The organism is Cupriavidus sp. 291-E7 (genome assembly GCF_057798835.1).
This window is the reverse complement of sequence record NZ_JBYOJV010000002.1, coordinates 442,310-463,557: the sequence shown is the minus strand read 5'-3', so window position 1 is coordinate 463,557 and position 21,248 is coordinate 442,310. Positions and strand designations below refer to the sequence as shown.

Genomic DNA, 21,248 nt, shown 5'->3' with positions numbered 1-21,248 from the left:
CTATGGCTCATCCAAAAGAAGTACGGGACATCGTCCGCCGCGCCTTTGTTTTTGACCGCCTCACGCTCGAAGTCGCGGCGATGAAGGCTGGCGTCTCCTATGCCACCGCCCGCCGTTGGAAGACGGATGCCGCCGAGATTGGCGACGATTGGGATCGTGCCCAGGGCGCGCATCTCATTGCCGGCGGGACGCTGGAGGAAATTGCGCGGGGCGTGCTGGCCGGCCTGGTCACGCAATACCAGGCGACGATGGAGGAGCTGGCCAAGTCCGAGAACGTGGCGCCGGTCGAAAAGACCAAGTTGCTGGCCAGCCTGGCGGATAGCTTCCAGAAGACGGTCTCGGCCAGCAAGAAGATCCTGCCCGAGACGAACGAACTCGCTGTGGCGATGGACGTGCTGCAACGCCTGGCATCCTGGGTGAAAGATAATCGGCCGGACCTTGTCCTAGGATTCGTCGAGATCCTAGAACCCTTCGGCAGCGAACTGAGCCGCGCTTATGGCTGAAAAGTTCTCTGTCCGCGACTTCCGCGACGATCTCGAAGAGCTGGCGGCCAAGCTGCGCAAGGACATCGAGTCGCACCAGTCTGGCCTCGACAGCAGCCCCGCCGCGATCGCTGAGCGTCGCCGGCGGGTGCTGATGGGTGACTTCCAGTTTTTCGCCTACACCTATTTTCCACACCACATCCGTGGCACGCCGTCGAGCTTCCAGGGTCATTTCTGCCAACGCTTCCCCCGTGTCCTGGAACTGAGCGGTGGCGCGCGGGAATGGTGGGTAGCGCCTCGCGGCGAAGCGAAATCGTCACTGGCCACCAAGATCGGCCCCGCGTACTGCGTGGTGCGCGGCCTGCTGCAGCGCCCTGAGGTGCAGAAGGAGTTGCGCTGGGAAGGCGCGCTGCCTTCGTTCATCGACTACGTGATCCTGCTGGGCGCAGAGACCAAGCTACCCGCCAAGCTGATCGAGGTAGTTAAGACCGAGCTGACGGCGAACGCCATGCTGGAGCTGGACTTCCCGGACGCCTGCGGCAGTACATCGCTCTGGCGTATTGGCGAGGCGGTGTTTAACACCAACGTCAAGCTGGAGAGCTTCGGCGCCGACCAGGCTATCCGTGGCACGTTCCACGGCGCCAGTCGTCCCAAGCTGCTGATGGGCGATGACCTGATCACCGATGCGGAAGCCAAGAGTCCAACCGAGCGTACGAACCGCTGGAACTGGCTGACCAAGGCGATCGACTATCTCGGTCCACCGGACGGTAGCGTTAAATATGTGGGCGTCGGTACCGTCCTGGACAAGGACGATCCGATCTCCAAGGCCAAGAAGACCATCGGCCATGTCGTGCATCACTTCCGCGCGATCGAGCAGATGCCGGCCAATATGGATCTGTGGGAACAGTGCGAAGAGATGATGCTAAACGTCGACCGCGAAGCTATCGACGAAGCATCGCAGCGCGGCGTCACACTGGGCGACGATGACCTGCCGTCATATCGCTTCTATCTGGACAACAAGGATGCGATGGACGAAGGCGCGCGGATCTCGTGGCCATCGGTGCGCACGTTGTTCTGGCTCATGCGTCAAAAGGCCAAGGCGCCGAAGGCATTTAACACCGAGCTGCAGGGTGATCCGCGCAGCGAAGAAGACAAGACGTTTGGCCACATCACGTTCTGGGTCCAGCGCCTGCAGCACTGGATTATGTTCGGCGCTTGCGACCCGTCAATGGGCCTCAGTGAGCGGTCCGACCCGTCTGCGCTTGTGGCCGGCGGGTTCGACACCTGGAACGGCAAGCTGCACGTCATCTACGCCGAGATCAAGCGTCGCGTGCCCTCCAAGTTGGAATCGGACCTGATTGGCATGCAGCGTGAGTTCAAGTGCCGCGCAATCGGGTTCGAGAACAACAACGCTTACGAGCACTCGCGGCAGACATTCATCCAGGCAGGCATGCTCGCCGGCGTGCCGCTGCCGCTGGTCGGGGTCACTGCTTCCGTTCCCGCCGACGTGCGGATCGAGGGCATGGAGCCATTCATTACCGATCGGCTGGCACCCACCATCCTTTTCCACTCGGCGTTGCGCGCGCTGCTGGATGAACTCGATACATGGCCAGAAAAGCAGGCCCATCACCACTACGACGGCCTGACTGCTCTGCAGATCCTGTTTATGGTTGCCAGCACGCGAGGCCGTGGCCTCAACGAATACACGCCGGTGCCCAAGCGCGCACCGGAGCGCAGCAACAGCGACTACGACGACCACCCGCATGCAGGTGCCTCGGGCGCCTGGTAGGAACCATCATGGGAAAAATCCTTGACCAGTTTGGGCGGCCCTTTGAACGGGTCGCCTTGACCGAATCCCAATCGGCACGCCTCCAGGCGCTGCAGCACGACTTTGCTGGGCATCCATCCAGGGGGCTGACCCCGGCCAAGCTGGCCAGCATCCTGGAGCTGGCGGAGCAAGGCGACCTGATGGCTCAGTCTGATCTCTTTCAGGACATGGAAGAAAAGGACGGCCATATCTTCGCCGAGATGAGCAAGCGCAAGCGCGCGCTGCTCACCTTGGACTGGAACGTCGTCCCGCCGAAGAACGCCACGGCCGAGGAGAAGAGCCACGCGGAGCTGATCGACGAATGGTTCCGTGACCTGCCGGATCTCGACGACGTCCTCCTCGATTTGCTGGATGGCATCGGGCATGGCTTCTCGGCACTGGAGATCACCTGGGAACGTGTCGACGGCACATGGCTGCCTGCTCGCTTCGAGCATCGGCCGCAACGCTGGTTCATGACGCCGTATGGCCAGCCGAACGAACTGCGTCTGCGCGGCAATGCGGTGGCCGGCATCGAGCTGTGGCCATTCGGATGGACGGTCCATCGGCACAAAGCCAAGTCGGGCTTCATCGGCCGCAGTGGCCTGCATCGCGTTCTCGCCTGGCCGTTTATCTTCAAGAATTTCTCGGTGCGCGACCTCGCCGAGTTTCTGGAGATCTATGGGTTGCCGCTGCGTGTGGGCACCTATGGTGCCGGCGCCGGCGCGGACGAGAAGTCCGCGCTGCTGCGTGCTGTCACCGAGATCGGCCACAACGCCGCCGGCATCATTCCCGAAGGCATGAAAATCGACTTCCAGTCGGCAGCCGAAGGGTCCGAGAAGCCTTACGAGGCGATGATCGGCTGGTGCGAACGGACGCAGTCAAAGGTAATCCTGGGCGGCACGCTCACCAGCCAGGCCGACGGCAAGTCGTCGACCAATGCCCTGGGCAACGTGCACAATGAAGTCCGTCACGACCTGATGGTGTCGGATGCCAGGCAACTGGCTGGCACGATCAAGCGCGACATCATCTTTGCCATCTGCGCCCTTAACTTCGGGATCACCGATCGTCGCCGGATTCCCGACTTCGTCTTCGACACTCGGGAGCCGGAAGATCTGAAGCTGTACGCCGAGGCGCTGCCCGAACTGGTGGGCATTGGCATGAAGGTGCCTGTCAACTGGGCGCATGAGAAGCTGGCCATCCCAATGCCGGCCGAAGGGGAGGAAGTCCTCCGGGTGGCGCGCCCTGAGATGGCCGTCCCGCCCGAGATGCGACCGAAGGAAGTCTCGCCCGCGACTGGAAAGGCCGCCTTGACCTACCGGGCCGTCCTGACAAACGCCCAGGGTGAGATCGTCTATCCCGATCAGCACGCGATCGACACGACCGTGACTGGCCTTCCGGCCGAAACGCTCAATGCGGAGATGGCTCGGATGCTCGCCCCGGCCATCGAGGCCATTCGTGCCGGGGAAGAGCCTGACCAGGCCATCGCTGCCCTGGTAGCAGCGTACCCAAATCTCGATGACAAGGCCGTGACCGATCTGCTGGCTCGGGCGATCTTTGTCGCGGATGTCTGGGGGCGGCTGAATGGCGACGCCTGATCTGGCGTACGCGCTGGGCCTGCCGCCCGAAGAAGCGATCCGCTTCTTTGAGAGCAAGGGCTACACCATCGGGTTCAAGTGGCAGGACGTCTGGCAGGAAGCCCATTCGCGGGCCTTTACCGTGGCGGGTGTCATGAAGATGGACGTCCTCCAGGACATCCGCTCGGCGATGGACAAGGCCATTCGGGAAGGCGGCACGCTTGCGGACTTCCGCAAGACGATGCTGCCCACTCTGGAAACCAAGGGCTGGCTGGGCAAAGGTCTGGTCGTCGACCAGGAGAGCGGCGAGATTCAGGGCAAACGCCTCACGCCACGGCGCCTGCAGACGATCTTCGAGACCAATATGCAGTCGGCTTACTCGGCGGGCCGGTACCAGGCCCAGTTGGAGAATGCCGACGAGCGGCCGTTTTGGGAATACGTCGCAATCCTGGACAGCCGGACCCGGCCATCGCACCGCGCCCAGCACGGCCGTATCTTCCCAGCCACCGATCCGTATTGGCGCTACTTCTATCCGCCCAATGGCTGGCGCTGCCGGTGCCGCGTGCGAGCGCGCAGCCGCGCCGATATGGAACGTCTTAACCTTGCGGCGGCCAGCAGTGAGGGACGCCTGGAGGAAGTCGACCAGGTCATCGATCGAGACGGGAACACCAGGCCGGCGATGGCGTACCGAGATCCCGTCTCGGGAAAGACCTTCATGGCGGATGCCGGCTTCGGGTACAACGCCGGCCGCGCCGGCTTCCAGCCCGAGCTGGACCGATACCCGGCCGACGTGGCAAGGCAGTACGTTAAGGGCAGCCTGACTGGGCCAGCGTTTCAGCGTTGGTACGAGAAGACCGAAACCCTGGTTAAGGCGGCACAGGAGGCCATGCCTGGCGCAACAAAAGAGGCCGTTCGTGCAACGGTAGGCGGTCAGCTCGACAACGGTCAACGGTTTCCCGTGGGCATCCTGGGTGCGGGCGATCGTGCAGCGCTGGGCGTCGATTCACAGACGGTATGGCTGTCCGAGGAAACGCTGGCCAAGCAACTGGTGAACCGAGGCGGCCAGGCGATCGACATGGCCGACTATTGGCGCGTCCAGGCGGTCATCGAGGAGGCACAGCTCGTGGTGCGTGACGGGGATACGAGCTTGGTATTCGTGCGCCAGGAGGAGCGGCTTTATCACGCCGTCATCAAGGCCACCAGGAGCGGCAAGGCGCTCTTTCTGACGTCGTTCCGGGAAACCAATATGGCTGAGGCCAGACGGGCATTGCGGCGGGGTGAAGTCGTGCGCAATGAGCTGGAAGAGAAATGAGCCTCAGGAGGGTACTCCCTATTTCCCTCACGCGATCCGCCCTGGGACTGGGTCCAAAGCGTCCTACGGCCGGGAGATTCACCGTGTTTCCGAGGCTCAAGGAGGAGTATAGAGCATGATCGAACTGAAGATCGACACCACGACCGTCAAACGGGCACTCGGCCGCCTGGAGGGCTTCCAGCGCAGCAAGCGGCCGCTGATGCGCAAGCTGGCGGCCATCATGGCCGATGCTGTCGAGGAGAACTTCGCCCAGGAAGGCCGCCCCAAGTGGCTCGGCCTGGCCAAGTCCACTCGCAAACGCCGGCCGGACGGCAAGATCCTCCAGGCGAGCGGGAGGCTGGCTGCTTCTATACAGAGCCAGGCCGACAGCGATTCGGCTGCCGTGGGGACCAGCGTCAAATATGCCGCTATCCACCAGCTCGGCGGTGAGATCACCCGCGCCGCTCATTCTGGCTGGGTCCGGTTGCGCACGGACGCTAAGGGCAGCCTGTTGCGCCAAGGTGAGAAAGGCCGTGCTGCCCACCTGGCTGTCTTTGCCAAGGATTCCCACAAGCGGGTACGGAAGGTCCGTTATACGACCGGGGAAAGCAAGGTCACCATGCCGGCACGCCCGTTCCTCGCTCTGACGCCGGCTGACGAGGACGAGATCGAATCAACGGTCTCAAGTTATCTGGCCGACCTGCTGGGCTAGTTGGCTGGTCGCACTCTCCCGACCAAATGTCATTATTCCGCTATGCTTCGGGTCTACGGATTATCGGGGGACCAAAGAATGAAAAGCCCATATGGCATAAATCGCTGCCCGCACTGCAGCGTTGCCGATCCCAACCTCGAAGAAGTTGCAACGATCAAGGCAGAGAGACACGGCCATGACTTTCTCTCGCGCGCTTACAAATGCGCATCGTGCGACAACGTGACGGTTGTGAAATGCACCTTGTTTGGTCAACCGATTGCTGTGTGGCCGGGGCCGAAATCCTACTCAAACGACATACCGACCCCGGCGAGAAAAGCTCTTGAGGAGGCCCGATCAGCCGCCGCCGTGGCACCTTCGCTTAGTATTGTTGGCTCCGCCAGGGCTGTTGATTTCATGTTGACGCAACGGGGCTTCCCTGGTGGAAAGGGAACCAATCTAGCAGGGCGTATCAAGGCCGCAGAAGAGCAGCATGTCATAACTGCTGACATGAGAGAGTGGGCCGATGACGTGCGCCTAGATGCGAACGCCGAACGCCACGCCGACACTGATACATTTGAGACGACCCCAGCCGACGCCCAGCGCAACCTGCATTTTGCGGAAGCGCTTGCAGAAATTCTATTTGAGTTGCCTGCCCGAGTGACGCGGGGACGCGGTGAGGGTAAGGCAAACTAGCAATTTGAAAATTCGGCCCGTGGCGCGATTTGCCCCCCATCCCGCTACGCTGGCCTATCCCACCCGCCCAAAACATGGTTAAGGGCAGGTTAAAAACGGTCCTAGCCCGGTTTTCCCCTCCCGCTCTCCCTCGCACCCGCGCCTATCCAGCCGGGTGACACCCTTCCACCTCTGTTGATAGCCATGCCGCCGCCAAGATGGCGACATGGCTACTCCCCGCACCACCCATCCCCTTATTGCCTGTTTGTCCGTCGAGATCTCGACGATCTCAAGCGCCGTCCAGCTGATGCCGGCGGGCGCATTCCGCGCACTGGATGGTCGGCCCAAGGAATGCGACGCCTGGCACATCGATGCCACCATTGCTGCCGCCGTGGTCGCCGCCGTTGATGCCCGCAAGACGCCTCACGTCGTCGACTACGAGCACCAGACGCTCGCCGCCGCCAAGAACGGCCTGCCCGCGCCGGCTTCGGGCTGGTTCAGCCAGGTGGAATGGCGCGAAGGCGAAGGACTCTTCGCCACTGACATGGAATGGACTGCCAGGGCGCAGGCCATGATCGACGCCAAGGAATACCGCTTCATCTCGCCGGTGTTCACCTATGACGCCAAGACCGGCGCCGTGGGCCAACTGCTCCACGTAGCCCTCACCAACAATCCCGCGCTCGACGGCATGGACGAAGTCACCGTCGCCGCTGCCTCGCGCCTGATCGCCGATTTAACCGCCCAGACGGGGGCACTGCCCGTCGATCCCACTCAGGAGCCAGAAATGGATGAACTGCTGGAGCAGCTGCGTTGGCTGCTCAACCTGCCTGTCGGCGCCACGGCCGAGGATGTCAAGGCGCAGCTGCAAAAGCTGATTGCCCAGTTGTCGGAAGGAAAAGGCACGGCTGCCGCCTCGGTGAACGTGATCGATCTGGTCACCAACCAGGGCCAGCAAATCGTTGCTTTGTCCGCCAATCAGATCGACCCGGCCAAGTTCGTGCCGCTGTCAGTCGTCGACGGGCTGCGCACCGAAATCGCAGCACTCACGGCGCAGGTCGCCAACTCGGCGGCCCAGGCCAGTGCCGTCACGGTCGACGGCCTGGTGACGGTCGCACTGTCCGATGGGCGGCTGCATCCGACGATGGAAGCCTGGGCGCGCGCCCTAGGCGAGAAGGACATCGCCGCCCTGAAGGAATACGTCGACAAGAGCAAGCCGATCGCGGCGTTGACCTCCATGCAGACATCCGTCGTGGCGCCTGCCATTGCCAGTGGCCAAGGTCCGGCAGGCCAACCCGACGCCACGCAACTGGCCATCTGCTCGGCGCTCGGCGTCGACGCCGCCGCCTTCGCCAGCGCGGGCAAGTAGCCGCTCTGGCTCCCAGCTCACTTAACTACTGGAGATCAGCATGACTGCGCTCACAGGTGACCGCAACACCACCAACCGCGCCGGGACGGATTTCGAGTATCCGGTCGCGGCCAACGCCCGCATCTTCGCCGGTGCCATTGTGGCTATCGACACGGCCACGGCACTGGCGAACAAGGGCGCTACCAGCACCACGCTCAAATGCGTGGGCATTGCCCAGGCCGCTGCCGACAACACCGGTGGCGCTGCAGCTGCCATTCGCGTCCGCGTCCGCCGAGGTCTGTGGTGCCTGGCCAATTCGGGTGCAGCCGACCAGCTCACCCTGGCAGACGTGGGTGCGGACTGCTACCTGGTCGACGACCAGACGGTGGCCAAAACCAACGGCAGCAATACACGCTCGATCGCCGGCAAGGTGCGCGACATCGACGCTACCGGCGTCTGGGTCGAGTTCTAACGCAACCCCTCTCGCTTAACTATCGGAGAAATAGATGAAAGTCAGTCGAATGAATGTACTGGCGGTTGGTGCCGGATTGGCCGTCGTCGCCATCGTGGCCACGCTGGCCAGCTTGGCCGGCGCCGCCAACCCCGCCACGGCCGCCACGCTGGTGAGCTTCAATGTGGACCAGGTCGACCCGCGCCTCCTGGGCATTTGCGGCGCCGGCCTGGTGATCAACCGCAGCAACCTCAACTCCCTGTTCCAGGGATATAAGGTGCTGTTCCAGAAAGCCTTCGATGGTGTGCCGGCGGACTGGGACAAGGTGGCGATGCGCGTCCCGTCGACTTCGTCCAAGGAAGTCTACCCCTGGCTGGGTCAGACCACTCGTTTCCGTGAGTGGATCGGTGATCGCGTGCTGCAGAACTTGATGCTGCATGACTTCACCATCAAGAACAGGCCCTGGGAAAACACGATCACGATCGACCGCGACGAGATCGATGACGACTCGTATGGCGTGTATGCGCCGATGGTCTCGCAACTCGGCCAGGACGCCAAGCAGCATCCCGACGAGCTGGTCTTCAGTTTGCTTGCGTCCGGGTTCGGTGCAGCGTGCTACGACGGTCAGTATTTCTTCGACACGGACCACCCCGTGCTGCAGGCGGATGGCTCCATCGGCTCGGTGTCCAACTTCCAGGGTGGCGCCGGTACCGCCTGGTACCTGCTCGACACCAGCAAGATGGTCAAGCCGCTCATCTACCAGGTGCGCAAGGACTACAAGTTCGTGGCAATGGACCAGGAGACCGACGAGCAGGTCTTCACCAGCAAGAAGTTCCGCTACGGCGTCGACGCGCGCTCGAATGTCGGCTTCGGTCTGTGGCAGCTCGGCTATGCGTCCAAGCAGGACCTGACGCCGGAGAACTACGCCGCTGCCCGCGCCGCAATGATGTCCATGAAGGGCGACAACGGCAAGCCGCTCGGCGTGCGCCCGTCGCTCCTAGTGGTGCCGCCCAGCCTCGAAGGCAAGGGCTTGCAGATCCTGCAGGCCGAGAAGAACGCCAACGGCGCCGACAACATCTACCGCAACACCGCCCAGCTGCTGAACACCCCTTGGCTGAGCTGACGGGATAACACCCCGCCGAAGACTGCCGCGTGACGCCGTGAGCGCGGAGGAAGGCAGACCGGAACTCACGGTGCAGCTGCAGGGTTCCGGCTGGTTAAAACATCAATGATGGAGAGCCAAGATGGCCACCAAAGTGAAGGTTCTGCGCGTTATCAGCCGCCTGGACAAGTTTCGCCGCGCTGGACACGAGTTCGGCGCCAACGCGAAAAATATCCCGCTGGCATCGCTTTCTCAAGACCAGCTCACCGCGCTCAAGAGCGAGTCGAATCTGGTCTGCGTCGAGGCAGAGATGGTAGCCGACGAGCACGGCAACCTGGTCGAAGTCTCGGCAGAGCTGATCGACAGCGCTGCCCAGGATCTCCGCACCTGGGCGGACGAGCTGAATCGCCAGGCGAACGACCTGACCGAGCGCGAAGGCAACCTCGCCGATCGGGAAAAGGAACTCGGCAAGGCCCAGGCGGCGCTGACCGACCGTGAAACCGCCGTGGCCACCGCCGAAACGGCACTGGCCGAGCGCGAGACGGCCATTGTGAAGCGTGAAGCCGCTGCCACGGAAGCTGCGGCGAAAGCCACCGCCACCGGAAAAAGCAAGTAATGGCCTACGCAACGCGGGACGCGATGACGGCGCGCTTCGGTGAGGATGAGCTTATCGAGCTGACCGATCGTGACCAGGTCGGCGAGGTGAATGCCGAGCTGGTGGCTACGGCCCTGGAGGACGCCAGTGCCGAGATCGACAGCTACCTTGCCGGTCGGTACAGCGTCCCGCTTGCACAGGCACCGCGCTTCCTCGCCGGTCTCTGCCAGGACATCGCTCGTTATCGTCTGTGCGGTAGCGGCACTCGCAGCACTGACGAAATCAACGACCGCTACAAGAACGCCATCCGGTTCCTGGAGAAAGTCGCCAACGGCTCTGTCTCCATCGGCCCCGTCGCCCAGGCTTCGGTGCCGGCGGCCAGTAACCAGGTGATCTTCAACAGCGGCGCTAAGGCATTTGGCCGTGGGCGAGGTGCGCTGTGATCGAGATGGCGGGCATGCCGATTATCACGGCCGTCGAGCTAGCCATTGTTGCCAGGCTGCGCCTCGGCCTGGGCAATATGGTTAAGTCCGTCGAAACCTATGGCGGTGAGCTGGACGACGAGACGGATGAGGTGATCCGTCGCTTTCCGGCAGCCTGGGTGACGTTCGGTGGCGTGCGCGAATCCTCGCCCGTGGCGACGAGCCGTGAGAAGTGGAAGAAGGAAGCGTTGTTCGCTGTCATGGTCGGCGCACGCAGTATCCGAAACGAGCAGGCAGCCAGGCACGGCGGTGCTGGTCGCCACGAGGTTGGCACCAACCAGCTGATCTATGCGGTGAACCGACTGCTGACTCAGCAGGACCTCGGTTTGCCCATTCGAGAGCTGGCACCTGGTCGAGTTCGCACGCTGCGGCACGTTCTGCTGCAGCGTGAAGCGTTTTCCTGCTTCGCCATCGAGTTTCACACGGCTTGGATCGACGAAGCCCTGCCGCGCGATCGCTTCCCGGCGCCCCACGGGCCGAACGACCCGGACGCCATCTTCGCGGAGCACGACGGCGAACTCGGCGAACCTGATCCCGACTGGCTCCGCACCGGCCTGAACTACTACCTGGCGCCCGACGACGGCAAGCCGGACGCCACCGATCTCATTGGCCCCGATAAGGAGTAAGCCATGAAAGTCAAAGCTGCACCCGGACTGCGGGTGCCGACCGAACATAACGCGCGCCGCTACATCACTGACGAAGCGGTGGACGTGCCACGCAGCGCGTACTACCTGCGCGCAGTCGCTGATGGCGATCTGGTCGAAATCGCCGAGGAAGAATCGACCGCCGACAGCGCCCCAGCCGGGATTGCCGAGGCGGCGGGTACACCCACCAAGAAGACCCGCTGATGTCACGTTAAGGCACCGCCAAAGGAACCGCCCATGTCCAGCCCGAATATCAGTTTCGACGACATCCCAGGCAGCATCCGCAAGCCTGGTAAGTATTTCGAGTTCAACACCAAGCTGGCAGTCCGCACTCTGCCGGGCAATCAGCAAAAGATGCTGATCGTCGGACAGCGCCTGGCCGCTGGCACGCAGCCCGCACTTGTGTCCGCCAATGTCTTCAGTGACGAAGAGGCCGCGCAGTTGTTCGGTCGCGGGTCACTCGCTCACCTGATGGTCAGCTCGGCTATCAAGTCCAACCCGTACCTGCAGCTCACGGTGATCGCCGTCGACGATGCCCAGGCGGGCATTGCGGCTGCCGCCGAAATCTCGCTCACGGGTCCAGCTACCTCCGCCGGCGTCGTCAGTGTGGTGGTTGGCGACGTGCGCACAGATGTCGCAGTCTCCGCCGCAGATACGGCTACCGTGGTCGCCGCTGCGCTGGCGGCTGCTCTGGGCAAGCAGGTGAATCTGCCAGTCACGGCTGCGGCCAATACCGGGAAAGTCACGCTGACGGCACGCAACAAGGGGGCGGCTGGTAACGGCATCAAACTCGGCGCCATTAGCACGGCTGCAGGCGTGACCATCACCGCACCGGCAATGTCCGGTGGGCAGATCGATCCGGATGTGACGCCAGCACTGGCCGTGGTGGTCAATGGTGGCCATGACATCGTGGTCGATCCCTTTGCTACCCAGGCGAGCCTGACGGCATTGCGCTCGCACCTGAACTTCGTGTCCGGCCCGCGCGAGCAACGCGGTTCCATCGGTGTCTGGGGCTGGCCAAGCTCTCTCGCCACCGGCACGACGCTGACCAGCCAGACCAACAACGGCCGGATCACAGGCGGCTGGCATCGCGGCTCCGTGAAGCTGCCGTGCGAGATTGCTGCCGGCTATGCGGCCGTGATTGCCAGCGAAGAAGATCCGGCGCGCCCGCTTAACACCCTGGCGATCGCCAGCCTGGACGTCACCAGCATCGATCAGCGCCCGAGTGTTACCGAGCAGGAGAACGCGCTCTACAACGGCCTCACGCCGCTCGAAGTTGGCCCAGGTGATGTCGTGCAGATCGTTCGCGCGATCACGACCTACACCAAGGACCCGCAGGGCATCGACGACGTTTCGCTGCTGGATTTGACCACGATCCGCACCCTCGATTACGTGCGCAAGGCTTGCCGCGAGCGTGTGGCCCTGCGATTCCCGCGCGAGAAGCTGTCCGATCGCACGCCCCCGAAGGTGCGGTCGGAGTTGCTCGATGTTCTGCTCAAGCTGGAGGAACTGGAGATTGTCGAGGCGGTCGACGACAACGCCGACGGGCTGCTCCTGGAGCGTGACAGCCAGGATGTGAATCGCCTGAATGCAAAGATCCCTTGCGACGTCGTGAACGGTCTGCACGTGTTTGCTGGCCGCATCGACCTGTTGCTGTAACCGAGAGCGCAAGCTCGCATCCCGAGGAGAGCCAATATGGCACTGCAGGAATACGCCGGCGCTGTCGTGCTGGAAGTCGACGGCAAGGAAGTCGAGGTCATCGACGTCAGTATCTCGGCGCGAACCGGCCGCAAGCTGGTCAAGACCATGAATCGAACCGGTCGCGCCAAGGGCTTCGCCAGAGGCATCGCCGAGTACGAGCTGTCGGCCACGGTCGCCGTGCCGCTGACCGGCGATATCGATTGGGAAAAGATCGAAGGCTCCAAGCTCACGATCTATCCGCTCAGTCCGGGCGGCAAGCGCGAAAGCTACGTCGACTGCTTCACGACGGACGTCGGCGACAAGTACACGGTGGACAGCGAAGCCCGTCGTGACATCAAGCTCCAGGCTCTGCGCAAGGTGATCGAATGATGATCGAAAAAGGAAGCCTCGACTACGGTGTGGAATTCCCAGCCGATTCCGGCGAGTTCCACTTCGATTTCGAGATGCGACTGCCGACGATCGAGGACAACGTCAGCGCGATTGAGGAGGTCGGTACGGGATCGTCTCTGCGCATGAATGTCGCCATGCTGGCCCGCTGCCTGGTGAGCCTGGGTGACATTCCCACGGAAGCGATCACCACCGATCTGCTCAACACGATGGTCGACGACGACTACGACGTGCTGTCGGCAGCGAGGGATGCGCTTAAAAAAAAGCGGAAGCGGTCGAACGCTGCCTCGGCGACTATCGCCTCGCCGTCGTCCTCCTCGGAAAGCACGGCATCCCCGAGTCCCGCGTCCGTCAGTTGACCGCACCCGAACTGGAGGGTTACTTCACCGCGATCGGCCGCATGTATAGCGGCGGTCGCGGTAAGGGTGACGGTAGCGGCGATACGACGACCCGGAAGATCACCAGCAACCGCAAGAAGAAACGGAAATAGCCAATGGGTACCGATCTCCAGGTTGCCTTGCAACTCAAGGCGCGCGACGAAGGCTCGCGCGTTGTCGCACGTGGCCTGTCCGATGTCGTCAAACAAACCGAGGCAGCCGAGCGATCGACCAGCGGACTTAACCGCGAGAACCGGCGCCTCGCCGACGCCCGCCAGATCCTGGGCGTGCGGTCGGAACAGGCCGTACAGCGGGAGATCCGGCAGACGCAGGCGGCCTATTCGCGCCTGGCAACATCCGGCTTCAATTCCGCACGGGAGCAATCGCGCGCTTATGAGGCCATGACGCAGCGCGTCCGGGAGCTGCGGCGTGAGATGGCCGGCGTCAGCACAGCACAGCGTGCGATATCGGGAGCCGCCAGGGGGCTAGTGGCCGGAGGCGCAGCAGCAATGGCGGCCGGCTATGTCGTGGCACAGCCAATGCGGCGCGTCGCTAGCTACGACATGCGTCTGGCGCAGATGGCCAATACGGCATTTTCTGAAACCGAGGACAAAAACGGTCGCAAGTATTCTGAAGCGGAGCAGCTTGAACGCCGCCGGCGTGGCAAGGCCCAGCTCGAAGGCTACATCAGCACGGCGACTGGCGAGGGTGGCACGCGTGATGACACCGCCGCTGCCCTGGACAAACTCATCGCCCGTGGCATCTTCTCGCCCGAGAAGGCCGGTGACCTGTTGCCCACCATCAACAAGGCTGCCACCGCTGCTGGCTCGACCTCGGAAGAAATGACCGACGTGGTCATGGCCGCAGTTCAAAACGCGAAGATCCCCGTCGAACAGATCCCGAAGGCGTTGGGCATGGCGCTGCGTGCTGGCCAGATGGGTGGATTCGAACTCAAGGACATGGCGCGCTGGCTGCCGAAGATGCTGGCGATGGGCGGTCTCTCTGGCCTGCGCGGCCAGGATGGACTCGCATCGATTCTGGCGGCAAGCCAGCTGGCCGTGACGGCCGCCGGCGGCAGCGACGATGCGGGTAACAACGTGGTCAATCTGCTGCAGAAGATCACGTCGGCCGACACCGCAGCAGACTTCAAGAAGCTGTCCTCGAAGACGCTCGGGACCAAGGGCAAGGGCGAGGCCGGTATTGATCTGTACGGTACCCTTGCCCAAGCTCGCCAGGAAGGCGTCGACCCGGTCGAAGCCTTCACGCGCCTGGTGCGACGTGTTGCTGCGTCCGACAAGGACTTTGCAACCATGCAGAAGCGCGCCCAAGACAGCAAGGATGACAAGGACAAGTCTGCGATGTACGGCGGGATGGCAGACATCCTGATGTCACGCGGCGTTGGCAAGACGATCCAAGATCGCCAGGCAATGCTCGGCCTGTTACCGATGCTGTTTAACCCTGCGGCCTACCAGAACATGAAGCGCGGTATCCTCCAGGGCGACGAGACCGCACTGAACGTCAACCAAGCGTTTATCAAAGAGCAAGCGGCATTCAAGTTTCAGCAAGGGCAAAACACCATCGAGAAAGGCGAGTACGACGCTTTTGGCGGTCTCACCAATGTTGCGGGCGACGTGGCGCTAAAGCTCTCGGAATATGGTTCCAAGTATCCAGCGCTGACCGCCTCCCTGGTTGGGGCCACAGTGGCCGTCAAGGCGATGGCGGCCGCCGCACTGGCGGGCGGTGCTGCAAACCTGCTCGCCGGCCGTGCCGGCGCCGCAGCTGGCGCCGGAGCGTTGGCGTCCGCCGGCGGAGCTGGAGGTCTCGCCGGGATGGCCGGCAGTGCCGCACGCTTCGCCAAGTTTGCCGCGCCGGTTGCAATGCTAGGCGGCGCCTTTGAAGCGTACAACGTCAGCCAGAACAGCATGCTGACGGATGCCCAGCGCAAGAGCGAATACACCCGCGTGACTGGCGGCGTGGGCGGCGCACTGGCTGGCGCCGCGATGGGCGCCGCCGCTGGCTCAGTGGTTCCTGTGGTCGGCACCGCCATCGGTGGCATCGCTGGCGGCATCCTGGGAAGCCTCGGGGGCGAGAGCCTGGGCAAGATGCTTGGTGACGCACTGTTCCGCGCAGAGACGGCCAAGCAGCCCCAGCCAATCTCGATCCAATCGACACTTAACGTCGATGGTCAGCAGATCGCGCAGGCGGTCAACAACGTCAACGCCACGACGGCACGGAGACAATAATGGGCTGGGAAGAAGCTCTGCTCGATGCGTCGTTCCGGGGCGCGAAGTTTGACTGCGTGCGCACCCGCGACGCAGCACAGCATGACGTGGCTCGTTTCAAGTACCCATATCTAGACGGGGAAGACACCGACGACCTGGGCCGGGGAGCGCGCGACATCTCGATCACGGCGGTGTTCTTTGGCGACGACTACGAACTGCGGATGCGGGTGTTCGTCAAGGTTCTCGATGCGCGCGGGCCGGGCGAGCTCATTCACCCCGTGTTCGGCAGCATCAAAGTCCAGGTCCTCGACTACGATGTAGAACATGACGCCGAATCGCCGGATGCGGCAACGGTCACGGTCCGAATGATCGAGACGGCGACGTCCAATCCGTTCTTCGTGAAAGAGCTACCGGTGCAGAAGGCTGCTGCGGCCAGTCAGCTCTCCGGCATCGCGTCACTCAAAGGTATTGATCTGTTCTCCACCGCGATGGCGGGCATCAAGGCCGTCAAAGGCGGTTTGAGATCGCTCACCTCGCTACGCAGTGTCATGATGGGCACGCTGGGTGGCTTGCGCAACATGGTTACAGGCTTCATTGGCACAACGCTGGATCTGATTGACTTCCCCAGGGCATTCTCGGCTGACCTGACGGGCATGCTGACGAACATGGTGGACCTCCGCTCTTTCGACGTGGGCGTCATATCGAGCGACTGGAAGAGCGTCGTCAACCAGCTCGACTACGTTGTACGCCTTCCCGCAGACGTGGCCAGCGGTACCGTAACGCCCTATGGCGACAGCGGTGTGGGTTCGGGATCTAGTCTTGCCGCTACCAAGCCGATTCCCGCCGACCCCGTGCACGTGGCCACCGTCGATGCTGTGGTCAAGCTGGCCGTCGCAACGACATTGGCGGACGTTGCAGCTACGGTCCTGCAGGCTGAAGCCGACGAACCGACGTTGTCCCCGCTGGATATCGAGGCAATCAACAATGACGTCCGCGATCACATTGAGCTGGCGATTGATGCGACACGGGATCTGTACCCCGTCGACCAGGCGCGACCGGTCATCCAGGCGCTGCGCGATACTGCCGCAGCGGTGCAAGACGCTGCCATTGCTGTGGTTGACGCGCGGCCGCCTCTCGGCCAGCGCGTTGTAGAAGTTCCCGGAAACCTGCATCTTGTCGCGTACCGCTGGTATGGAGACTACACGCGGGCAACTGAATTGCTGCGCCTGAACCCTAAGCTTCCCAACCCGAACAACATCCAGGCGGGCGACGTCCTGTTTGCCTATGCAAGATAGTGATCCGCAGAACGACGTGAGTCTCCTGATCGGGGGGAAGGTTCATAGCACCTGGACACGCTATGAGATCGACTCGGATCTACAAATCCCAGCCGACGCCTGGCAGGTGAGCCTTGGGCTGCCTGAGGGCGCTATTCCGCCGATCGTGGAGGAAGGCGCGCCGGTCGAGGTCCGCATCGGCTCGGATACCGTACTCACTGGTCGCATCGACGATATCGCGCACGAGGTCTCTAAGGATGCCAACGATCTTTCGATCAGCGGCCGCGACGGTGCTGCTGTCCTGGTCGACTGCTCGTCGCCCATCTTTACCGCCAAGATGGCGACTCTGGCGGAGGTTGTCGCAAACGTGGTTAAACCGCTCGGGATCACTAAGATCCGGATTGATGCGGACAGAACGGTCACGACGGAAAAGGTCAACGTGGAGCCAGGCGATGCAGCCTGGGACACACTTGTGCATGCGGCCGAGGCCAATGGCCTATGGCCCTGGTTCGAGCCGGACGGAACGCTAGTCGTTGGGGGACCGGACTACACCAAGCCGCCGGTGGCCAGTCTGGTGATGAAGCGCAGTGGCCGTGGGAACAACCTGCTCAAGCTCGGGCACACGAGATCGATGGCTGACCGGTACTCGGAGGTGACGGTGCTAGGCCAGGCGCATGGCACGCACGTCGAAGCAGGCCAGAACGCTATCCGTGCGACCGTGCGCGATCAGGGCGTCAGTTTGTATCGGCCCAAGATCATCATTGACCACGATGCAGATAAGCGTCAGACCGCGATCTCGCGCGCCCGCAAGATCATTTCGGACTCGCGCCTGAAGGGCCGGACATTGAGTGCAAAGGTCAAGGGCCATCGAACAAGCGACGGCATCTTATGGGCACCTGGTCAGCGCATCCACATCCTCAGCGAGCCGCACGATATCAATGCAGTGTACTTCGTGATGGCGCGCAAATTTATCGGCGGCCGCGGCGAAGGCAAGATCACCATGCTGACGCTCAAGGAAGACGGCGTGTGGGTCTTGGATGCTCATCCGCACAAGCGGGCGAAGAAGCGAGCGAAGGGGCGTACTTCGAAGGGCGAGATTTTGGAGATCGTCGATGTGGGGTGAGGTTGATAAGCGCATTCGCCGTGCGATGTCCGGTGTGCGTAGCGCCTTTCGCGGCGTGCTGGCTATGGTCAGCAGTGATAGCACGGTCCAATTCGCCCAGGGCGAAGGTTTGGCTGGCGAAACCATGCAGGACGTCGAGCTGTTCCAGCACTATGGCTACACGTCCAACCCGCCACAGGGCAGTATGGCAGTTGTGTTGCCCATCGGTGGACGTACTAGCCACGGCATCGTGATCGCAACTGAGCACGGTACTTACCGCCTCAAGGCTCTTAAGCCTGGCGAGGTGGCGCTCTATACCGATGAAGGCGCCAAGGTGGTCCTCAAGCGCGGCCGCATCATCGAGACCGACTGCGACATCTACCGCGTCAACTGCAATGTCTACGAAGTCAACGCGGCCGAGAAGTCGGATTTCAATACGCCGATGCTGACGGCCAGCGAGCAGCTGACCGCTCAGGAAAAGATCAACGGCAATGGCGGCATGGCCATCAAAGGCGGCGACGGCGCAACGTTCCAGGGGAACGTTCAACAAACCGGCGGAAACTACGTGACAGATGGTGACGTCAAGGCATCAAACAAGAGCTTTGTCGGCCACCGTCACCCCGAAACTGGTGCCACCACTGGCACACCAATCTAGCAATCCGTCTGATCAGGGAGTCCGCCCCAGGCATTGAGCTTTAGGCGATACTCCTGTTCGCCTCGCAATCGCTGAGCCAGCAGAAACCGCTCCAAGTCGTTCGGCCGAGACACCCTCCTAGCAGCGATAGGTTCTGTCAGCATACGAATCTCTTCGCCATCGCCGTCTTCTTCGCCGGTGTAGATGGCGACCTTGAAGACGTTATCGAAGTCATGAAACTCAGGGACACACCGATAAGGCTTGAATGCCTGTTTGGTAAAGGCGATGATTTCTTCGTTAGAAAGACGGGTCATAATAGAGTCTCCAGGGAATAGGCTGCACTCGCATTGTAGCAATGCGCTAAAGGTGATTACGGCAGCTGGTGGTGACATCCACCACCATACGTCCACCACCGTCGCATGGGGAAAATCGCCTCATGGACGCGCTTCTCGATCCGCAAACCGGTAGCTACACCGGCAAACGGACAACCACCCTCGCCAATGCTGTCTACCTGCGGCTGCAAACGCCGCTGGGTAGCTGGTGGGCCGACAAGACGCTCGGCTCCCGTCTGCACGAACTCAAGCGCGAAAAGGACAAGGCGCGGGTGGCCACACTCGCCCGACAGTACGCCGAACAAGCCCTGCAACCGTTGCTCGATGATGGACGGGCAGACGCCATCACTGTCACCACCTCACGTCCTCTACCCGGATGGTTGGTTTTGCTCATCGAGGTCGAGCAGACCGGCGGGGAGATCCAACACTTCCAGCACCCCGTGCGAGTCGTCTAATGTCGTTTCCCGTCCCATCTTTCGTCTCGATCCGCAACGACTTGCTGCGCGACCTTAAGTCTTTGCTGCTGGACGCTGACGTCGGCCCGGACAGCGATTTCTTCGTCCGTGCAACGTCGGTGGCCAGCGCGATCGAGGGGCTGTACGAACATCAGGCGTGGCTGGTTAAACAGATTTTCCCGGACACGGCAGACTCGGAATACCTAGCATTACATGCCCAGGTGCGGGGGCTGCGATACAAGCCCGCAAAAGTGGCCGCTGGCAAGGTGGCGATGCGAGGCGTTGCCGGCAGCCCGATTGCCAGCGGGTTGGTCTTCAAGTTGGGCGATGCTGCGTACACCACGACCGAAGCGGGCGCACTAGATGGGACAGGCAACGCAGTGATTGCGGCCGTGGCCAATGTTGCAGGGATAGCAGGCAATGTTGCTTCCGGCGTCGTCGGAACCCTCTCCGCGCCACCAATTGGCGTCGTGAGCGCAATCACGGTCGTGGAGATGCTCGGTGGCGTCGATCAGGAAACAGATGCAGAACTCCTGACCCGTCTGTTGGACCTGATTCGCCGCCCGCCTGCCGGCGGCAATCGCTATGACTATCGCCGATGGGCAATGGAAGTGCCAGGCGTCTCGGCCGCGTACGTCTATCCCCTGCGACGTGGGCTAGGCACCGTTGATGTCGTGATCACGTCCGCAGGGGCTTTACCGTCGCAGGGCACAATCGACGCCGTGCAGGCGCACATCAACGACATGCGGCCAGTCACTGCCAAAGATAGTCTCGTCTTGGCGCCAACGCCTCGGCTCGTTGATCTGAGCACCGCCGTTTCTCTAAGCGGCCTCGCGTTGGAGGCGGCACGAGACCAGATCACCAGCGCAGAGGCGGCCTACTTTAACCAGATGGAACCCGGCGAGGTGGGCTATCGCAGCAGGATCGAGGCCATCATTTCTGGCATCGCTGGGATCGTTGATAGGCAGGTAACCCTTCCCGTTGCAAACGTGATTCCGGTGGTCGATGCCACCAAGGTTGAATGGTTGCGCCTAGGCAATGTCAACGTGTCTCTACTGGCATGAATCACAGAGATCTTCTCACTCGCCTTCTGCCCCCGGAAAGCTACTCGCCGCTTGCAACGTCACTGGCCGAAGAACTTGCATCCGAGGGGAATGCACTGGACGCATCAGCGGCGTCCGCTAAGCAGGCGGCTGGCGGAATTACCCCGTTCTTCGCCTCGCAACTGTTGCCCGACTGGGAGCGTGTTTGTGGCATTACACCTGTAGTTGGCGCGCCATACCAAGTGAGGCTGCAGGCCGTTCTGGCCAAGCTATCCGAGACCGGCGGGCTGTCTATTTCGTACTTCACGCGCCTGGCTGCGGGGCTTGGCTACACCGTCACGATCGACGAACCGCGCCCGTTTCGCGCTGGCAACTCCAGAGCGGGTCAAAGGATCGCTGCGTTTGATGTCATTTGGGTCTGGCGCGTCAATGTAGCCGGCAGCGCGACACGTGCCTACCGCTTTCGTGCGGGGATGAGCCGCGCCGGTGAGCGCCTAACCTATTCAGCCGATCCCGTGATTGAGAGCATGTTCAATGCGTTAAAGCCAGCACATACGCAGGCGGTCTATACCTATTTGGGGTAAT

General features: G+C 62.2%; 24 protein-coding genes. 23 read left to right on the top strand and 1 reads right to left on the bottom strand.

Annotation, left to right across the window (positions count from 1 at the left end):
• Positions 1-2: 2 nt before the first annotated feature.
• The 20 genes from AC3FLX_RS05075 to AC3FLX_RS04980 all read left to right on the top strand — a co-directional run bounded on the left by AC3FLX_RS05075 (position 3) and on the right by AC3FLX_RS04980 (position 18,854).
• Entirely contained in the window at positions 3-503 is a 501-nt protein-coding gene (locus tag AC3FLX_RS05075) for a DUF1804 family protein (protein ID WP_488694428.1), read from the top strand.
• Positions 496-2,271, top strand: a complete 1,776-nt coding sequence (locus tag AC3FLX_RS05070) for a hypothetical protein (RefSeq protein ID WP_488694426.1) — start codon at positions 496-498, stop codon at positions 2,269-2,271. Before AC3FLX_RS05075 ends, AC3FLX_RS05070 begins: the two co-directional genes overlap by 8 nt.
• Positions 2,272-2,327: 56 nt before the next feature.
• Positions 2,328-3,884: a DUF935 domain-containing protein gene (locus tag AC3FLX_RS05065; RefSeq protein ID WP_488694424.1), complete on the top strand. Its 1,557-nt coding sequence runs from the start codon at positions 2,328-2,330 to the stop codon at positions 3,882-3,884.
• Entirely contained in the window at positions 3,871-5,175 is a 1,305-nt protein-coding gene (locus AC3FLX_RS05060) for a phage head morphogenesis protein (protein ID WP_488694422.1), read from the top strand. The genes AC3FLX_RS05065 and AC3FLX_RS05060 overlap by 14 nt, the downstream gene beginning before the upstream one ends.
• A gap of 115 nt (positions 5,176-5,290) precedes the next feature.
• Positions 5,291-5,866 (top strand): phage virion morphogenesis protein, encoded by a 576-nt coding sequence (locus AC3FLX_RS05055; RefSeq protein WP_488694421.1) that lies wholly within the window; start codon positions 5,291-5,293, stop codon positions 5,864-5,866.
• 78 nt (positions 5,867-5,944) lie between these two features.
• Positions 5,945-6,538 (top strand): DUF4145 domain-containing protein, encoded by a 594-nt coding sequence (locus tag AC3FLX_RS05050; protein WP_488694419.1) that lies wholly within the window; start codon positions 5,945-5,947, stop codon positions 6,536-6,538.
• A 205-nt stretch (positions 6,539-6,743) separates the two neighbouring features.
• The gene (locus tag AC3FLX_RS05045; RefSeq protein ID WP_488694417.1) at positions 6,744-7,883 is read left to right on the top strand and encodes a phage protease; all 1,140 of its coding nucleotides are present in this window, start codon (positions 6,744-6,746) and stop codon (positions 7,881-7,883) included.
• A 40-nt stretch (positions 7,884-7,923) separates the two neighbouring features.
• Entirely contained in the window at positions 7,924-8,334 is a 411-nt protein-coding gene (locus tag AC3FLX_RS05040) for a hypothetical protein (protein ID WP_488694415.1), read from the top strand.
• A gap of 34 nt (positions 8,335-8,368) precedes the next feature.
• The gene (locus AC3FLX_RS05035; RefSeq protein WP_488694413.1) at positions 8,369-9,436 is read left to right on the top strand and encodes a Mu-like prophage major head subunit gpT family protein; all 1,068 of its coding nucleotides are present in this window, start codon (positions 8,369-8,371) and stop codon (positions 9,434-9,436) included.
• 121 nt (positions 9,437-9,557) lie between these two features.
• On the top strand, positions 9,558-10,031 hold the full coding sequence (locus AC3FLX_RS05030; RefSeq protein ID WP_488694412.1) for an HI1506-related protein: 474 nt from the start codon (positions 9,558-9,560) through the stop codon (positions 10,029-10,031).
• The gene (locus AC3FLX_RS05025; RefSeq protein WP_488694410.1) at positions 10,031-10,453 is read left to right on the top strand and encodes a gp436 family protein; all 423 of its coding nucleotides are present in this window, start codon (positions 10,031-10,033) and stop codon (positions 10,451-10,453) included. Before AC3FLX_RS05030 ends, AC3FLX_RS05025 begins: the two co-directional genes overlap by 1 nt.
• Before the next feature lie 14 nt (positions 10,454-10,467).
• Positions 10,468-11,118: a DUF1834 family protein gene (locus tag AC3FLX_RS05020; protein ID WP_488694408.1), complete on the top strand. Its 651-nt coding sequence runs from the start codon at positions 10,468-10,470 to the stop codon at positions 11,116-11,118.
• 3 nt (positions 11,119-11,121) lie between these two features.
• On the top strand, positions 11,122-11,340 hold the full coding sequence (locus tag AC3FLX_RS05015; protein ID WP_488694406.1) for a DUF2635 domain-containing protein: 219 nt from the start codon (positions 11,122-11,124) through the stop codon (positions 11,338-11,340).
• 33 nt (positions 11,341-11,373) lie between these two features.
• The gene (locus AC3FLX_RS05010; protein ID WP_488694403.1) at positions 11,374-12,795 is read left to right on the top strand and encodes a phage tail sheath C-terminal domain-containing protein; all 1,422 of its coding nucleotides are present in this window, start codon (positions 11,374-11,376) and stop codon (positions 12,793-12,795) included.
• A gap of 36 nt (positions 12,796-12,831) precedes the next feature.
• Complete coding sequence (locus AC3FLX_RS05005) at positions 12,832-13,206, top strand: phage tail protein (protein ID WP_488694401.1); 375 nt, start codon at positions 12,832-12,834, stop codon at positions 13,204-13,206.
• Positions 13,203-13,583 (top strand): hypothetical protein, encoded by a 381-nt coding sequence (locus AC3FLX_RS05000; protein ID WP_488694400.1) that lies wholly within the window; start codon positions 13,203-13,205, stop codon positions 13,581-13,583. The genes AC3FLX_RS05005 and AC3FLX_RS05000 overlap by 4 nt, the downstream gene beginning before the upstream one ends.
• Positions 13,584-14,110: 527 nt before the next feature.
• A complete protein-coding gene (locus AC3FLX_RS04995) occupies positions 14,111-15,844 on the top strand; it encodes a phage tail tape measure protein (protein WP_488694398.1) in 1,734 nt (577 codons plus the stop codon).
• Positions 15,844-17,118: a DNA circularization protein gene (locus AC3FLX_RS04990; RefSeq protein ID WP_488694396.1), complete on the top strand. Its 1,275-nt coding sequence runs from the start codon at positions 15,844-15,846 to the stop codon at positions 17,116-17,118. The genes AC3FLX_RS04995 and AC3FLX_RS04990 overlap by 1 nt, the downstream gene beginning before the upstream one ends.
• A 16-nt stretch (positions 17,119-17,134) precedes the next feature.
• On the top strand, positions 17,135-18,220 hold the full coding sequence (locus AC3FLX_RS04985; protein WP_488694393.1) for a phage baseplate assembly protein: 1,086 nt from the start codon (positions 17,135-17,137) through the stop codon (positions 18,218-18,220).
• Complete coding sequence (locus AC3FLX_RS04980; protein ID WP_488694392.1) at positions 18,210-18,854, top strand: phage baseplate assembly protein V; 645 nt, start codon at positions 18,210-18,212, stop codon at positions 18,852-18,854. The genes AC3FLX_RS04985 and AC3FLX_RS04980 overlap by 11 nt, the downstream gene beginning before the upstream one ends.
• Here the strand turns inward: AC3FLX_RS04980 and AC3FLX_RS04975 are convergent.
• Positions 18,851-19,147, bottom strand: coding sequence for a hypothetical protein (locus AC3FLX_RS04975; RefSeq protein ID WP_488694391.1), 297 nt, complete (start codon positions 19,145-19,147; stop codon positions 18,851-18,853). The two genes, AC3FLX_RS04980 and AC3FLX_RS04975, sit on opposite strands and share 4 nt — an antisense overlap.
• Before the next feature lie 122 nt (positions 19,148-19,269).
• Between AC3FLX_RS04975 and AC3FLX_RS04970 the strand changes: the two genes are divergently transcribed.
• Genes AC3FLX_RS04970 through AC3FLX_RS04960 form a run of 3 tightly spaced genes read left to right on the top strand, consistent with a single transcriptional unit; the run spans position 19,270 to position 21,247 of the window.
• Entirely contained in the window at positions 19,270-19,620 is a 351-nt protein-coding gene (locus AC3FLX_RS04970) for a phage GP46 family protein (protein WP_488694390.1), read from the top strand.
• Positions 19,620-20,684 carry a baseplate J/gp47 family protein gene (locus AC3FLX_RS04965; RefSeq protein ID WP_488694388.1) on the top strand — a complete coding sequence of 355 codons (1,065 nt, stop codon included), beginning with the start codon at positions 19,620-19,622 and terminating at the stop codon, positions 20,682-20,684. The genes AC3FLX_RS04970 and AC3FLX_RS04965 overlap by 1 nt, the downstream gene beginning before the upstream one ends.
• Positions 20,681-21,247 (top strand): YmfQ family protein, encoded by a 567-nt coding sequence (locus tag AC3FLX_RS04960; RefSeq protein WP_488694386.1) that lies wholly within the window; start codon positions 20,681-20,683, stop codon positions 21,245-21,247. Before AC3FLX_RS04965 ends, AC3FLX_RS04960 begins: the two co-directional genes overlap by 4 nt.
• The last annotated feature ends 1 nt before the right edge of the window (position 21,248 follow it).